This is a genomic window from Blastococcus sp. PRF04-17, assembly GCF_023016265.1.
GTDB lineage: Bacteria > Actinomycetota > Actinomycetes > Mycobacteriales > Geodermatophilaceae > Blastococcus_B.
This window is the reverse complement of the sequence record NZ_CP095412.1, coordinates 3,813,910-3,827,714: the sequence shown is the minus strand read 5'-3', so window position 1 is coordinate 3,827,714 and position 13,805 is coordinate 3,813,910. Positions and strand designations below refer to the sequence as shown.

General features: G+C 73.3%; 17 protein-coding genes. 10 read left to right on the top strand and 7 right to left on the bottom strand.

Annotated features, from left to right (window positions below; genetic code table 11):
* Nucleotides 1-28 precede the first annotated feature (28 nt).
* From MVA48_RS19490 to MVA48_RS19480, 3 genes are all read right to left on the bottom strand, one after another.
* Nucleotides 29-952, bottom strand: coding sequence for a DUF3152 domain-containing protein (locus MVA48_RS19490; protein WP_246982640.1), 924 nt, complete (start codon nucleotides 950-952; stop codon nucleotides 29-31).
* A gap of 64 nt (nucleotides 953-1,016) precedes the next feature.
* The gene (locus MVA48_RS19485) at nucleotides 1,017-1,325 is read right to left on the bottom strand and encodes a hypothetical protein (protein WP_246982639.1); all 309 of its coding nucleotides are present in this window, start codon (nucleotides 1,323-1,325) and stop codon (nucleotides 1,017-1,019) included.
* Nucleotides 1,322-2,695 (bottom strand): L,D-transpeptidase family protein, encoded by a 1,374-nt coding sequence (locus tag MVA48_RS19480; protein ID WP_246982638.1) that lies wholly within the window; start codon nucleotides 2,693-2,695, stop codon nucleotides 1,322-1,324. The genes MVA48_RS19485 and MVA48_RS19480 overlap by 4 nt, the downstream gene beginning before the upstream one ends.
* A gap of 173 nt (nucleotides 2,696-2,868) precedes the next feature.
* Between MVA48_RS19480 and MVA48_RS19475 the strand changes: the two genes are divergently transcribed.
* The 7 genes from MVA48_RS19475 (at nucleotide 2,869) to MVA48_RS19450 (ending at nucleotide 6,957) form a co-directional block, all read left to right on the top strand.
* A complete protein-coding gene (locus tag MVA48_RS19475) occupies nucleotides 2,869-3,063 on the top strand; it encodes a hypothetical protein (RefSeq protein WP_246982637.1) in 195 nt (64 codons plus the stop codon).
* Between the two features lie 241 nt (nucleotides 3,064-3,304).
* Nucleotides 3,305-3,430, top strand: coding sequence for a hypothetical protein (locus MVA48_RS23610; RefSeq protein ID WP_256461093.1), 126 nt, complete (start codon nucleotides 3,305-3,307; stop codon nucleotides 3,428-3,430).
* On the top strand, nucleotides 3,424-3,858 hold the full coding sequence (locus tag MVA48_RS19470) for a carboxymuconolactone decarboxylase family protein (protein WP_246982636.1): 435 nt from the start codon (nucleotides 3,424-3,426) through the stop codon (nucleotides 3,856-3,858). Before MVA48_RS23610 ends, MVA48_RS19470 begins: the two co-directional genes overlap by 7 nt.
* Nucleotides 3,855-4,760: an RNA polymerase sigma-70 factor gene (locus MVA48_RS19465; protein ID WP_246982629.1), complete on the top strand. Its 906-nt coding sequence runs from the start codon at nucleotides 3,855-3,857 to the stop codon at nucleotides 4,758-4,760. Before MVA48_RS19470 ends, MVA48_RS19465 begins: the two co-directional genes overlap by 4 nt.
* Before the next feature lie 20 nt (nucleotides 4,761-4,780).
* Nucleotides 4,781-5,512 carry a PIG-L deacetylase family protein gene (locus MVA48_RS19460; RefSeq protein WP_246982627.1) on the top strand — a complete coding sequence of 244 codons (732 nt, stop codon included), beginning with the start codon at nucleotides 4,781-4,783 and terminating at the stop codon, nucleotides 5,510-5,512.
* Between the two features lie 12 nt (nucleotides 5,513-5,524).
* Nucleotides 5,525-5,833, top strand: coding sequence for a TfoX/Sxy family protein (locus tag MVA48_RS19455; protein ID WP_246982625.1), 309 nt, complete (start codon nucleotides 5,525-5,527; stop codon nucleotides 5,831-5,833).
* Between the two features lie 131 nt (nucleotides 5,834-5,964).
* Complete coding sequence (locus MVA48_RS19450; RefSeq protein WP_246982623.1) at nucleotides 5,965-6,957, top strand: IS481 family transposase; 993 nt, start codon at nucleotides 5,965-5,967, stop codon at nucleotides 6,955-6,957.
* Here the strand turns inward: MVA48_RS19450 and MVA48_RS19445 are convergent, their stop codons facing one another.
* Together MVA48_RS19445 and MVA48_RS19440 are read right to left on the bottom strand one after the other, a co-directional pair.
* Nucleotides 6,958-7,620, bottom strand: coding sequence for a response regulator (locus MVA48_RS19445; RefSeq protein WP_305852268.1), 663 nt, complete (start codon nucleotides 7,618-7,620; stop codon nucleotides 6,958-6,960).
* Nucleotides 7,617-8,819, bottom strand: a complete 1,203-nt coding sequence (locus MVA48_RS19440; protein WP_246982621.1) for an ATP-binding protein — start codon at nucleotides 8,817-8,819, stop codon at nucleotides 7,617-7,619. The genes MVA48_RS19445 and MVA48_RS19440 overlap by 4 nt, the downstream gene beginning before the upstream one ends.
* A gap of 135 nt (nucleotides 8,820-8,954) precedes the next feature.
* Here MVA48_RS19440 and MVA48_RS19435 point away from each other — a divergent pair, with 135 nt between their 5' ends.
* The 3 genes from MVA48_RS19435 (at nucleotide 8,955) to MVA48_RS19425 (ending at nucleotide 11,083) form a co-directional block, all read left to right on the top strand.
* Complete coding sequence (locus MVA48_RS19435) at nucleotides 8,955-9,932, top strand: PspC domain-containing protein (protein WP_246982618.1); 978 nt, start codon at nucleotides 8,955-8,957, stop codon at nucleotides 9,930-9,932.
* The gene (locus MVA48_RS19430; RefSeq protein ID WP_246982616.1) at nucleotides 9,925-10,224 is read left to right on the top strand and encodes a hypothetical protein; all 300 of its coding nucleotides are present in this window, start codon (nucleotides 9,925-9,927) and stop codon (nucleotides 10,222-10,224) included. The genes MVA48_RS19435 and MVA48_RS19430 overlap by 8 nt, the downstream gene beginning before the upstream one ends.
* 100 nt (nucleotides 10,225-10,324) lie before the next feature.
* Nucleotides 10,325-11,083 carry an META domain-containing protein gene (locus tag MVA48_RS19425; protein ID WP_246982614.1) on the top strand — a complete coding sequence of 253 codons (759 nt, stop codon included), beginning with the start codon at nucleotides 10,325-10,327 and terminating at the stop codon, nucleotides 11,081-11,083.
* 4 nt (nucleotides 11,084-11,087) lie between these two features.
* Here the strand turns inward: MVA48_RS19425 and guaA are convergent, their stop codons facing one another.
* Nucleotides 11,088-12,650 (bottom strand): glutamine-hydrolyzing GMP synthase, encoded by a 1,563-nt coding sequence (guaA, locus tag MVA48_RS19420; RefSeq protein ID WP_246982612.1) that lies wholly within the window; start codon nucleotides 12,648-12,650, stop codon nucleotides 11,088-11,090.
* On the bottom strand, nucleotides 12,650-13,801 hold the full coding sequence (locus MVA48_RS19415; RefSeq protein WP_246982610.1) for a GuaB3 family IMP dehydrogenase-related protein: 1,152 nt from the start codon (nucleotides 13,799-13,801) through the stop codon (nucleotides 12,650-12,652). The genes guaA and MVA48_RS19415 overlap by 1 nt, the downstream gene beginning before the upstream one ends.
* Nucleotides 13,802-13,805 lie beyond the last annotated feature (4 nt).

Below are 13,805 nucleotides of genomic sequence, written 5' to 3'. Positions count from 1 at the left end.
ACCGGGCCCGGCGCACGACGTGGCGCGGTCAGCGATCGGGCCCGGTGTTCCACAGCGGCCGGTTGTCGCGGGCGTAGACGACGAGATTGCCGTCGTCCTGCAGGACGAGTCTCGCTCCCGGGGACCCCTGCGTGACCGAGTGCCACAGCGGCCGTCCGGCGGGTGAGTAGACGACCAGGTTGCCGTCGCCCTGCATGACGATCCGCGAGCCCGGGTTGCCGTTGGTCCGCGAATGCCACAGGACGCGGGAGCCGGCGTAGAGCACGGCGTTGCCGTCGGCCTGCATCGCGAACCGGTACCGGTCGGACGGCGAGGTCAGCCATTCCCCGGCCTGCATCTGGGCTCCTCCGCCGAGGACCGGTCCCCGGTCGGTGAACCAGGACTGGATGCCGTGCCGCTGCGCGACCGTGGCCTTCTCGAACGCCAGCGGCCAGATCTGTGCCCGGCAGCCGCCCAGGCTGATCGATTGCTGCTGCATCACCGGCGCAGGAGCGCCTGCGCCCGGACAGTTCTGGTGACCGAGACCGAGCCAGTGCCCCACCTCGTGGTTGATCACGTAGTGCCGGTAGTTGTGCACGCTGTACGGCCACGAGGCGCTCCCGCCGTTCCAGCGCTGCTCGTTGATGAGCACCAGCTCCCCCACCCGGCAGCTCCACTGCGCGCTGCAGCTCGGCGAGGCGGCTGCCACCTGGGCCGGCGTGGCAAGGATCAGCCGGAAGTTGCCCCCCGACGGCACCTGGGTGAAGCCGAGCCGGCCGCCCAGTCCCCACCCGGCGCTGTGCGCGAAGGTGGCCCGCGCCATGGTGGCGAAGTACCCGACGTCGCTCGAGACCGGACCGCGCGTCTCGATCGTGTAGGTGTAGGTGCGGTCGGCCGCCGTCGCCGCGGGTGCCACTACGACGCCCGTACCGAGCACGGTCAGCACCGCGACCACCAGCTTCGCGAGTCTCATGGGACCCGACCATCGCAGAGCGTGGCGCCGTCGGGAAGGCCCGTGACGCCCGCCGGCCCTTGCGTCAGGGCTCAGCGCGCCAGACCATCACGTCGTGGTCGGTCATCGCGCTGACCTCGATGACGCGGGCCCCGGACGAGACCAGAGCGCGCGCCCGCCCGGCCAGCAGGTGGGCCTTCTGCAGCGCGGCGTCCAGGTTCTCCGCCTCGGAGTCGACCGACACCCGGACCAGCGCGCGGTCCGCACCGTCGAGCCAGACCCGGTGCTCGTCGCCGCCCGGCCCGAGCGCCGTGACCAGCGGGGACAGCGTGGCCTCGTCGAGGGGGCGGTCGGCGCGTACCGCGACGTAGAGGGTGAACGTGTCCACGCTCACCCGACGCCGATGGAGACCAGCGGCGCGGACGCCGGCCGGAGCCACCGCATCAGCGAGACCAGGGACGCCCGGTCGATGGCCACGCAACCGGCCGTCGGCGACCCGTTGGTGACGTGCAGGAAGAAGGCCGAGCCGGCGCCCCGGGTGCCCGCGCGGTTGTAGTCGATGACGGTGGCGTAGTCGTAGACCGTCCCCTGGGCCCAGAGGTTCTCCCCTGCCGCCTCGTCGAACGGGCACGTCCCGCGAGCGCACCGGGTGTACCGGTTGTACAGGGTGCTGTTGACGTCCGACACCCACCAGTCGTTGCCGTCGATCACCCGGTACGGGAGCCCGGTGCCGGGGTTGGCCTGGCGGCCGAAGGACTCCGTCAGCGTGTAGGTGCCGGCCGGGGTGCGGTTCAGGCCCTCGCGCGCCTGCCCGATCCCTTGGCTGCCGACGCGCGCGGTGAACGGGCCGAGCACGGCCACCCAGCTGCCGCCGCGCTTCTCCCAGGCCGTGAGCCGTCCGGTGGTCGACGTCGCGGAGGTCACCGTCACGGTCACCACCTGGCTCGAACTGCCCGTCGCGACGAGCAGCGGCAGGCCACGGCGGTCGGGCCCGCTGTTCCAGAGCGGCCGGCCGTCCGACGCGTAGACGACGAAGTTGCCGTCCCGCTGCAGCACCGCCCGGGCGCCGGGGTGTCCCGCCGTGCGTGACTGCCAGACCGCCGAGCCGGCCGGGGTGTAGAGCACCAGGTTGCCGTCGGGCTGCATGAGCAGGCGGGAGCCGCTCCTGCCCGCGGTCCCGCTGTTCCAGACGACGCGACCGTCCGCGGAGCGCACGACCGCGTTCCCGTCGGTCTGCATGGCCAGACGGTAGGAACCGTCGCGGTCGAAGAGGGTCTGGCCCCCCAGCAACTGCCGACCGGAGAGCAACGTGTCGCCGGTCACCGCTGCCACCGGCCTGCCGCGATCAGGTCCGGAGCTCCACAACGCCCGGTTCGTGGCGCTGTACACGACGAGGTTGCCGTCGACCTGCAGCGCGACCCGCGCCCCCGGGTTGCCGGACGTCCGGCTGTTCCAGACAGCGCCGGTGCCGTAGAGCACCAGGTTGCCGTCGGACTGCATGACCAGCCGGGTTGCGCCCGACCGCGCGGTGCCGGTGTTCCAGACCGCTCGTCCGTCGGCGGCGTAGAGCACGACGTTGCCGTCCGGCTGCACGGTCAGCCGGTAGGCGCCGTCGGACGAGCGCAGGTTCTGCCCCACCCCGAGCTGCTGACCGGGCGCGAGCACGGCCGGCTCCGCCGCCGCCACGGGCGCGGTCACGCTGAGGGCCACCACCCCCGCGGCGCAGAGCAGCACGAGGAAGGCGCGGAGCAGGGCGGAGCGCACAGCAGGATCCCCCGGTTTCTCGGACACGTCGAGCCGTCGGACTGTAACTGCCCTGTCGCGTCTCGCGAGGGACGGTTCCGTCACGCGGCGCACTGCTGAGGGCCGTGTGACCGAGGGGGCCGATGTGACGCGCTGGGCTGTATCCCGTCGTCGGCGGCGTCCCTCCTCCGGTCATGACCGACCCGCCGTCCGAGCTGCCCCCGGTCCCTCCGTTCTCCTCCCGACTGCCGCGCGCCCTGGCGAAGCGGATCCGGGTCACGGCACGCCGTCCCCCGGGACGCCCGACGCCCTCCGTGCCGCTCATCTGCATCTTCGGCGCGGGCGCCCACTTCGACGACCGGCCGTGGGCGGACCGCCCGCCGCACTGAGCTGCCCGGCATGCCGCACCCGGCCGCCCTGAACCCGCGGCCGACGGGGGCAGTCGGGGGCCGGGACGTTCCCGCTCGCCCGCGCGGCGGGCGGGCGCGAACCGGTCGTGGTGCCGGTCGGGTCGGAAGGGGGAGGACTCGGCCGGCACCGCCCCGCGAGCCGGCACGTCACATCCGGCATGTCACATCGCGGGCAGCTGCTCCGTCTCCATGGGTGCATCCCGATGGAGACGGAGGAGTCATGGCCCGCATCCCGCTCGACCCGCCCCGCACGCCCCTGTACCGACTCGTCGAGTGGTACTCGCGCCGCCGCTTCGGGGCGGTCGCCGAGCCGCCGCCGCGATGGGCCACAACATGCGCGTGCTGATCACCGACGCCCGCCACGAGATGTCCCTCGAGAAGTGGGACGCGCTCGATCCGACGCTCAAGGCGCTCGCCGAGATGGCCGCGGCCGTCTCCATCGGCTGCTCGTGGTGCGTCGACTTCGGCTACTGGATCAGTACGAGCCGCGGCACGGACCCGGTCAAGCTGGAGAACGTGCCCCGCTGGCGCGACAGCGACGTCTACACCGACCTCGAGCGCCAGGTCATGACCTACGCGGAGGCGGCGACGGCCACGCCGCCCGCGGTCACCGACGAGATGGTCGCCGACCTGCGGCGGCAGCTGGGCGACGCAGCCCTCGTGGAGCTGACCATGATGATCGCCGTGGAGAACCAGCGCTCCCGCTTCAACAGCGCCCTCGGGCTGACCAGCCAGGGATTCAGGGACCGCTGCGAGATCCCGGCGGCGTCGTGACCGAGGCGCTGCCCGCCTTCGACCGGCACCGACGGCTGCTGTTCACCGTCGCCTACCAGATGCTGGGCAGCGTGGCCGACGCCGAGGACGTCGTCCAGGACGCCTGGCTGCGCTGGTCGTCGGCCGACCGGGCGGACGTCGAGGACGAGCGGGCCTACCTGGTGCGGATCGCCACCCGGCTCGCCCTGGACCGCCTCGACTCGGCGCGCAGCCGCCGTGAGACCTACGTCGGGCCGTGGCTGCCCGAGCCGTTGCTGACCGGTCGCGGACCGGTCGGCGCGGCCGAGCCGGCACCCGATCCCGGCGAGGCCGCGGAGGTGGCCGAGCAGATCTCGTTCGCGCTGCTCGTGGTGCTCGAGACCCTGTCCCCCGCCGAACGGGCCGTCTTCGTGCTCCGCGAGGTGTTCGGCATGTCGTTCGCCGAGGTCGCCGCCGTCCTCGGGCGGTCCGAGGCGGCCGTCCGCCAGATGGGCCACCGGGCGCGGGAGCACGTCGAGGCCCGCCGTCCCCGGTTCGACGCCGACCGCCGGGCACAGGTGGAGGTGACCGAGCGCTTCTACGCGGCGGTCGCGTCAGGGGATCTCGAGCAGCTGATCGCCGTCCTCTCCCCCGGCGTGGTCCTCGTGAGCGACGGGGGCGGGATCCGGCAGGCCGCGCGCCGGCCGATCGAGGGGCCGGACAAGGTCGCCCGGTTCCTGCTGGGGATCGCCGTCAAGGGCTTCGCCATGCCGGGCCTCGAGGTGCGCCTGACCGACGTCAACGGCCGGCCCGGGGTCGCCGCCTGGGTGGACGGGGCGCCCTTCATGGCGGTCTGCCCCGTGGTCGCCGACGGCCTGGTCGACCAGGTGCTGATCGTCGTCAACCCCGACAAGCTGGCCGGCCTCGGCCCGCCCTCGCGCTGAGCGGGACGTACTCTCCGCCGGTGACCCAGCCCCCTCGCGCACCGGCCGAGCACGTCGAGCGGGTGCTCTGCGTCCTCGCCCACCCCGACGACGTCGACTTCGGCAGCGCCGGCACGGTGGCGACCTGGACGGCGGCCGACACCGAGGTCACCTACTGCATCGTCACCGACGGGGACGCCGGTGGGTTCGACGAGACGCCGCGGAGCCAGATGGGCCCGCTCCGGCAAGCCGAGCAGCGGGCGGCGGCCGCGGCGGTCGGGGTCACCGACGTGCGCTTCCTCGGCTACCCCGACGGCCGCCTGGAGCTGACCCTCGATCTGCGCCGCGACATCAGCCGCGTCATCCGGCAGGTGCGCCCGCAGCGGGTGCTGACGTCGTCCCCCGAGCGGTTCTGGGACCGGATCGGGGCCAGCCACCCCGACCACATGACCGTGGGCGAGTCCACCCTCCGGGCGGTCTATCCCGACGCCCGCAACCCGTTCGCCTTCCCGGAGCTGCTGGCGGACGAGGGACTCGAGGCGTGGACCGTGTCGGAGGTGTGGCTGGGTGCCAGCCCGCGCGCGGACCACCCGGTCGACGTCACCGAGATGGTCGACCGCAAGCTCGCCGCCCTGCACTGCCACGTGACGCAGGTCGGCCACAACCCGGACATCGACGCGTTCGTCACCGGCTGGATGCGGCAGACCGCGAAGCGCTTCGGTCTCCCGAACGGGCGGCTCGCCGAGGCCTTCCACGTGGTCCACACGGCGTGATTCGCTCGCGGCATGGCTGACGACGACTCCTGGCCGGACCTGGTCGAGCGCATGCGCGGCGGCGACGTGACGCCAGGGAAGATGTTCGGCTCCGAGGGCCTGCGGACGGGCCGGAAGTTCTTCGCCCTCTGGTGGCGGGACCACCTCGTGGTGAAACTGCCGCCCGCCCGGCTCCAGGAGCTGGTCACGGCCGGCCAGGCTGAGGTCTTCGAGCCGATGGAGGGCCGCCCGATGAACGGCTGGGCGCTGCTGCGGGAGTCGGTCGCGTGGGATCCGGTCGTCGCCGAAGCGCGCGACCACGTCGCCGCGCAGGTGGGCTAGCTGTACTGACCAGCGACGTTGGTTGAGGGCGTGTGACCACTCGATCTGACTGATCGATCTTGTGGAGGGAGGACCTCCGGACGTGGAGTGGAGCTGCTGAAGGCACCCGCTCACACGAACCGGAGGTCCTCGTGGCCCACGCTAACGCTGCCCTGACTCCCCGCCACCGTCTCAAGCTCGCGCGCGCCGTAGTGGAGGACGGCTGGACGATCGCCTACGCCGCGGCGGTGTTCAACGTCGCCTGGCCCACCGCGAAACGGTGGGCCGACCGGTACCGCACCGGCGGGCCGGCGGCGATGGAGGACCGCAGCTCCCGTCCGCACAGCTGCCCTCGGCGGACTCCCCGGCCGGTGGTGCGCAAGATCGTGCACCTGCGGTGGAAAAAGCGCCTCGGGCCGGTGCAGATCGCCGACCGCCTCGGCCTGGCCCCCTCCACGGTGCATGCGGTGCTGGTCCGCTGCCGGATCAACCGGCTCTCCCACGTCGACCGGGCCACCGGGGAGCCGATCCGCCGCTACGAACACGCCCATCCCGGTTCGCTGCTGCACGTCGACGTGAAGAAGCTGGGCAACATCCCCGACGGGGGCGGCTGGCGCTACGTCGGCCGCGCCCAGGGCGACAAGAACCGAGCCGCCACCCCAGGCAAGCCGCGCAACGCGCACTACAACCCCAAGCTCGGCACCGCGTTCGTGCACACCGTGGTCGATGACCACAGCCGCGTGGCCTACGCCGAGATCCACGACGACGAGACCGCCGCCACCGCCATCGGCGTGCTGCGCCGGGCGACCGCCTGGTTCGCCGCCCGCGGCGTCACCGTCGAGCGAGTGCTGTCTGACAACGGCTCGGCCTACCGCTCCCACGCCTGGCGCGACGCCTGCGCCGAACTCGGGATCAAACCCAAGCGGACCCGGCCCTACCGGCCACAGACCAACGGCAAGATCGAGCGCTTCCACCGCACCATGGCAGACGGCTGGGCCTTCGCCCGGATGTTCCTCAGCGAATCAGCGCGCCGAAAGGCCCTGCCGGCCTGGCTGCACGAGTACAACCATCACCGGCCCCACACCGCGATCGGCAACCGTCCGCCCATCACCCGCTTGACCAACGTGTCCGGGCAGTACAGCTAGCTAGAGCAGTCGGTTCGTCGCCGCCCAGCGGGTGAGCTCGTTGCGGTTGGAGAGCTGCAGCTTGCGCAGCACGTTCGACGCATGGGACTCGACCGTCTTCACGGAGATGAACAGCCGCGAGCCGATCTCCCGGTAGGTGTAGCCCCGCGCCAGCAGCTGCATGACCTCCCGCTCGCGGGCACTGAGCAGGTCCAGGCCCGGATCCGTGGCCTCCTCCTCCGGCTCCGGTGCGGCGGCCGCGCCGGCGGCGAAGGCGTCGAGCACGAAGCCGGCGAGGCGGGGGCTGAAGACGACGTCGCCGTCGGCCACCCGGCGCACGGCGTCGAGCAGGTCGGGGCCGGAGATCGTCTTGGTGACGTAGCCCTTGGCGCCGGCGCGGATGACGGCGATGACGTCCTCGGCGGCGTCGGACACCGACAGCGCCAGCCAGCGGGTGCCCGGCAGCTCGGTGCGGAGGGTCTCGAGGACCGTCCGCCCGCCCCCGCCGGGCAGGTGCACGTCGAGCAGGACGACGTCCGGCCCGGTCGCGCGAATGCCCTCGACGGCCGAGGCGACGTCGGCGCCCTCGCCCACCACGGTCACCGAGTCGCCGAGCTCGGCCCGCACGCCCGCCCGCACCATGGCGTGGTCGTCGACGATGAAGACCCGCGGCACCGCGCTCATGCGGCCGCTCCCCGGGGCAGCACCAGCTCCACCTCGGTCCCTTCTCCCGGCGCCGACCGGATCTCGGCCGTCCCGCCCAGCCGCGTCAGCCGGCCGTGGACCGAGTCGCGCAGGCCCCGCCGGTCGTCGGAGACCGTGGCCGGATCGAACCCCTTCCCGCGGTCGCGGACGAAGACCGACACCCGTTCGGGCGTCACCTCCGTGTACAGGTCGGCCGCCGTGGCCCCCGAGTGCTTGGCCGCGTTCACCAGCGCCTCGCGCGTTGCACGGCCCAGGTCCGCCAGGGCGTCGTCGACCGGGGCGTCGCCCACGACGACCGGATCGACCGTGAGCGCGTGGTCGGCCTCCACGTCGGCGACCATGCCGGCGACGAGGCCCGCCCACGTGCCGCCCTCGCGGACGGCCTCCGGGTCGTACAGCCAGGCGCGCAGCTCCCGCTCCTGGCTGCGGGCCAGGCGGCTGACCGCCTGCTGGTCGTCGGCGTGCCGCTGGATCAGCGCCAGCGTCTGCAGCACCGAGTCGTGCAGGTGCGCGGCCACGGCGGCCCGTTCCTCGGACCGGATGCGCGCGGTGCGTTCCGCGGCACGGGAGTCCAGCAGCCGACGCCACAGTGGCGCGGTGAGCAGCATGACGCCGGTGAGGATGACCAGGGTCGCGGCGAAGCCGTTGCGTGCGGCGGCCAGCTGGCCCGTCGTGGCCAGCAGCAGGACCACGCCGCCCGCCGCCAGCGCCACGCCGCCCGCGAGCGCCCAGCGGACACCCGGGACGGCGAGGGTGCGGTCGGTGTCCAGCTGGCGCCACACGACGGCGAGCCCCACCGACACGAGCAGCAGGGGAAGCGCCAGCTCCTGGATCCCCCACGACGCCAGCTGGCCGAGCACGACCATGGCGACGACGCCGACGATCAGGAGGCCGATCCACTGGCGCACGCCGGTCGGCCGCCAGGCCCGCTCCGGCAGCGCCGGTACGTCCCCCGCAGCAGACACGGCCATCGTCATCCAGAGCAGGGCGTAGGCGATCACACCGAGACCGGTGGTGGCCAGGACGACGAAGGCCACCCGCACGATCAGCGGGTCCTGCCGCAGGTGGATCGCCACCCCGGCGGCCACCCCGGCGATGACGCGACCCTCGCGGGGGCGCGCCAGCGCCGGTCGCGGGTCGGGCGGCCGGTGCGGCGCCGCGGTCACGGGGGTGGTCACGTACTCGATCGTCGCACCGCGGCGCCCCGCTCCGACACCGGTGATCACCCTGGAAGGCCAGGATCGGGCGAACCAGGGTCGAATGGGGGCGTTCCCCGATGGTTCCCGCCGTCCCCCATCGGCAGGCTTCCGGCCATGACCACCGTTCCGCCCCCCGCACCGCCGCCTCCGCTGCCCCCGTCGGCCGAACCGCCGTCCTGGCCGCCGCCTCCGCCGCCCGGGCCCCCCGCGCGTCCGCAGCTGCGCCGCAGCCGCACCGACAAGGTCCTCGGCGGCGTCAGCGGTGGACTCGCCGAGTACAGCGGCGTGGACGCACTGCTCTGGCGGGTGGGCTTCGTCGCCCTCGCCCTCGCCGGTGGCACGGGCGTCGCCGTCTACCTGCTGCTGTGGCTGCTCATGCCGGTCGGCCCCGTCACGTACTCGTCCGGCTACCCCGCCCACCCCGCCACGCCTGCGGAACGGCGCGTGCGGCCGCCGGCCGGACCGCGGTCCCCGGTGCCCGGCATCACGATCGCCGCTCTGCTGATCGCCGTGGGGCTCATCGCCCTGGTCGACCGGGTCCTGGGCTGGGACGTCGCGCCAGTGGCCTACTTCGGCTCCGCGCTGCTGGTGATCGGCATCGGTCTGGTCGCCGCGGCGTTCGTCGGCGGGCGCACGGCGCGCGGCGGACTGATCGCGCTGGGCATCGTTCTCTCGCTGGCCACGGTGACCGCGGCGTCCGAGCCGTGGCGCGGCATCGGCGGCGAGAACGGCATCGGCGACCAGACCTACTGGGAGTACGACGCGGACATGGTGCAGCCCTCGTACAGCTGCGGCATCGGCGACTGCACGCTCGACCTCTCCGGCATCGACGACCTCGGCGACCTCGATGAGGCGATCACGACCCGGCTCGACGCCGGCGTCGGAGACGTCCGGGTGATCCTGCCGCGATCGGCCGACGTCCGGGTGACCGTCGACTCCGGGATGGGCGACGTGCGCATCTTCGGCGACGACGACCGCGACGGGGGCTTCTACCCCGGCGTCGGCGGCAGCTCCTGGGCCGACGACGGCGAGGCCGAGTTCGACCTGACCATCAACGCCGGCATCGGCGACGTGGAGGTGTCCCGTGCCTGACTACAACGAGTTCCCGACCACCCCGACCGCCTGGCAGGAGGCTCAGGCGCGGGACTGGGAGACGGTCGTCCCCCTCTCCACCGAGGACCCCGCTCCGCAGCGCCGACGGGCCGACCGCGCCGCCCTCGTCCCGGGGATCGCGTTCATCGTGCTGGCGATCACCACGATGGCCGGGGTGAACCTCCCCGCCCGGATCTTCGAGAACGGCGGTTTCCTGTGGCTGGTCCTGATCGGCGCCGGCGTCGCGCTGCTGGTCAGCGAGCTGCGCAAGGCCCGCCGCCGGCGGAGCTGACCACCCGGGGGTGTGCCCGGAGGGGCCCGGGGAGCATCCGCTCCCCGGGCCCTTCCACGTCCTCGCGGAACCGACGGTGCGGTCAGGGCGTCCTGAGGACGTGCGCTCCGCTCTCCTCCTCGCCGCCGTGCTGGCGCTCGCCGCTTGTGGCGGCCCGGCCGCGGGTTCTCCGGATGTGGCCGGCGAGTGGGAGCTGACCGAGGGGACTGCGGACGGCGTGGCACTGCCCTCGGCCGGCGCCACCCTCCGGCTGGCCGACGGGCAGGCGGGTGGCGTCTCCTTCTGCAACCGCTTCAGCGGCAGCTACTCGCTGGACGGCGACGCGATCACGTTCGAGGGTCTGGGCGGCACCGAGATGGGCTGCGACCCGGACGTGATGGCGGCCGAGAGCGCCTTCCTGGGCGGCCTCGGCGGTGTCGACACCGTGGCCCGGGACGGCGAGGCGCTGCTGCTGACCGGGGAGGGCGTACGGCTGCGGTTCACCCCCGTGGCTGCGGTGCCCGCCAGCGCGCTTGAGGGCACGCGCTGGGCGCTGGACACCCTCACCGAGGGTCAGGACGGCTCCGCCACGGCATCGTCGACTGTGGGCGAACCCGCCGTCCTGCTGCTCGACCCGGACGGCACCGCGGAGGCGTCCACCGGCTGCCGGTCGATCACCGGCAGGTGGCTGGTCGAGGACGGCGCGCTGGTCGTCGACGACCTGCTCGTCGGCGGCGAGGACTGCCCGCCCGACGTCACCGCGCAGGACCAGCACGTGGTCGCCGTCCTGGAGTCCGGCCCGGCGATGGAGATCCGGGAGGACCGGCTCACCCTCACCGCGCCCGACGGCCGAGGGCTCTCCTATCGGGACGCCGGCTGAGCCGTCATTCCCATTCGATGGTGCCCGGCGGCTTGCTGGTCACGTCGAGGGTGACCCGGTTGACCTCGGGCACCTCGTTGGTGATCCGCGTGGAGATCCTCGCCAGCACGTCGTAGGGCAGGCGGGTCCAGTCGGCGGTCATCGCGTCCTCGCTCGACACCGGCCGCAGCACGACGGGGTGCCCGTAGGTGCGCCCGTCGCCCTGGACGCCGACCGAGCGGACGTCGGCCAGCAGCACCACGGGGCACTGCCAGATCTCCCGGTCGAGGTTCGCCGCGGTCAGCTCCGCGCGCACGATCGCGTCGGCCGTGCGCAGGATGTCCAGCCGCTCCTGGGTCACCTCGCCGACGATGCGGATGCCGAGGCCCGGGCCGGGGAACGGCTGGCGCCACACCATCGCCTCGGGCAGGCCCAGCTGCAGGCCGACCTCGCGCACCTCGTCCTTGAACAAGGTGCGCAGCGGCTCGACCAGGGTGAACTGGAGGTCCTCCGGCAGCCCGCCGACGTTGTGGTGGCTCTTGATGTTCGCCGTCCCGGTGCCGCCGCCGGACTCGACGACGTCGGGGTAGAGCGTGCCCTGGACGAGGAAGTCGACGGTGTCGCCGTGCTCCTTGGCGTCCCCGACGACGTCGAGAGCCGCCTGCTCGAAGACCCGGATGAACTCCCGGCCGATGATCTTGCGCTTCTCCTCGGGGTCGGACACACCCTTCAGCGCGGTCAGGAACTGTTCGCGGGCGTCCACGACCCGCAGGTCGACGCCGGTGACGGCGACGAAGTCCCGCTCGATCTGCTCGGTCTCCCCCTGGCGCATCAGCCCGTGGTCGACGTACACGCAGGTGAGCCGGTCACCGATGGCGCGCTGCACCAACGCCGCGGCGACCGCCGAGTCGACGCCTCCGGACAGCGCGCACAGCGCCCGCCCGTCGCCGACCTGCCCGCGGATGCGCTCCACCTGTTCCTCGACGACGTTGGCCATCGTCCACGTCGGCTCGAGCCCGGCGATGTCGAAGAGGAAGTGCTCGAGCACGGTCTGCCCGTGGGCGGTGTGCCGGACCTCGGGGTGGAACTGCACGCCGGCGAGCTTGCGGTCGACGTCCTCGAAGGCCGCGACCGGCGCGCCGGAAGAGGTGGCGGTGACGGTGAACCCGGGCGGGGCCTGCGACACGGCGTCCCCATGGCTCATCCAGACCGACTGCTCGACCGGCAGGGAGCCGAACAGCCGCCCCCGGGTGGTGACCGTCAGCGGCGTTCCGCCGTACTCGCGGTCGCCGGTGTGCGCGACCGAGCCGCCCAGGCTCTGCGCCATGGCCTGGAAGCCGTAGCAGATGCCGAACGCGGGGACGCCGGACTCGAACAGCGTCGGGTCGACCTGTGGGGCACCGGGCGCGTACACGCTCGACGGCCCGCCCGACAGGACGATGGCGGCCGGCTTGCGCGCGACGATCTCCTCGGCCGGCACGTCGCTGGGCACGATCTCCGAGTACACGCCCGCCTCCCGGATGCGCCGGGCGATCAGCTGCGCGTACTGGGCCCCGAAGTCGACGACGAGGACGGTCGGGAAGTCCATCAGTCGCCACTGCCCCCGTTCGCGTGGCCGCCGATCACGAGATCCACCCGCTGGAATTCCTTCAGGTCCCGGTAACCGGTCTTCGCCATCGTCCGGGCGAGCGCACCGAAGAGGTTGGTGCGCCCGTCGGCGGTCTCCGCCGGGCCGAGCAGCACCTGGTCCAGCGAACCGAGCGGCGCCACCGGCGCTGACGTCCCGCCCCGCGGCAGCCGCGGATGGGCGGCCACCGAGTCCCACCAGATGCCGCCGCCGGGCACCTCCGAGGCGACCCGCAGCGGCTCGCCCAGCTGCACGGCGTCGGCACCGCAGGCCAGCGCACGGGCGATGGCGCCGCTGGTCTCGATCCGGCCGTTGGCGATGACGTGCACGTACCGCCCGCCGGTCTCGTCGAGGTAGTCGCGCCGGGCGGCAGCGGCGTCGGCGATCGCGCTGGCCAGCGGCACCCGGACGCCCATGACGGCGTCGCCGGTGGAGAAGCTGTCGGCCCCGACGCCCACGATCACGCCCGCCGCGCCCGTCCGCATGAGGTGCAGGGCGGTGGTGTAGTTCGCGGCCCCACCGACGACCACGGGGACGTCGAGGTCGGCGATGAACTGCTTGAGGTTGAGCGCGTCGCCCTGGGTGGTGACGTGCTCCGCGGAGACGATCGTGCCCTGGATGACCAGCAGGTCCACGCCGGCCGCCAGCGCGGTCGGGGCCAGCTGCTCGGTGTGCTGCGGCGAGACGCGCACCGCCGTCGTGACCCCCGCGGACTGCATCTCCTTGATCCGCGCGGTGATGAGCTCGGGCTTCACCGGCTCGCAGTACACCTGCTGCAGCAGGGACACCGGGGGAGCAGCGGCGCCGGCGGCGTCCCGCAGCTTGCGGTACACCGGCTCGGGGTCCTCGTAGCGGGTCCACAGGCCCTCGGCGTTGAGCACGCCGAGCCCGCCGGCGTTGCCGACCGCGATCGCGGTGGCCGGGCTGACCACGGCGTCCGACGGGCTGGTGATCAGCGGGATGTCGAACCGGAAGGCGTCGATCTGCCAGGCGGTCGAGACGTCGTCGACGTCCCGGGTGCGACGGGAGGGGACGATCGAGACCTCGTCGAGGTCGTAGCCCCGGCGGGCGAAGCGGTTGAGACCGATCTCGACGGTGTCGCGTGCGCTCATGCGG

Coding starts and splice junctions, on each gene's coding strand:
- MVA48_RS19475 (WP_246982637.1), top strand. CDS start 2,869: ATGACCGACCCGCCGTCCGAGCTGCCCCCGGTCCCTCCGTTCTCCTCC.
- MVA48_RS19455 (WP_246982625.1), top strand. CDS start 5,525: ATGGCTGACGACGACTCCTGGCCGGACCTGGTCGAGCGCATGCGCGGC.
- guaA (WP_246982612.1), bottom strand. CDS start 12,650: ATGGACTTCCCGACCGTCCTCGTCGTCGACTTCGGGGCCCAGTACGCG.
- MVA48_RS19445 (WP_305852268.1), bottom strand. CDS start 7,620: ATGAGCGCGGTGCCGCGGGTCTTCATCGTCGACGACCACGCCATGGTG.
- MVA48_RS19415 (WP_246982610.1), bottom strand. CDS start 13,801: ATGAGCGCACGCGACACCGTCGAGATCGGTCTCAACCGCTTCGCCCGC.
- MVA48_RS23610 (WP_256461093.1), top strand. CDS start 3,305: ATGGCCCGCATCCCGCTCGACCCGCCCCGCACGCCCCTGTACCGACTC.
- MVA48_RS19435 (WP_246982618.1), top strand. CDS start 8,955: ATGACCACCGTTCCGCCCCCCGCACCGCCGCCTCCGCTGCCCCCGTCG.
- MVA48_RS19490 (WP_246982640.1), bottom strand. CDS start 952: ATGAGACTCGCGAAGCTGGTGGTCGCGGTGCTGACCGTGCTCGGTACG.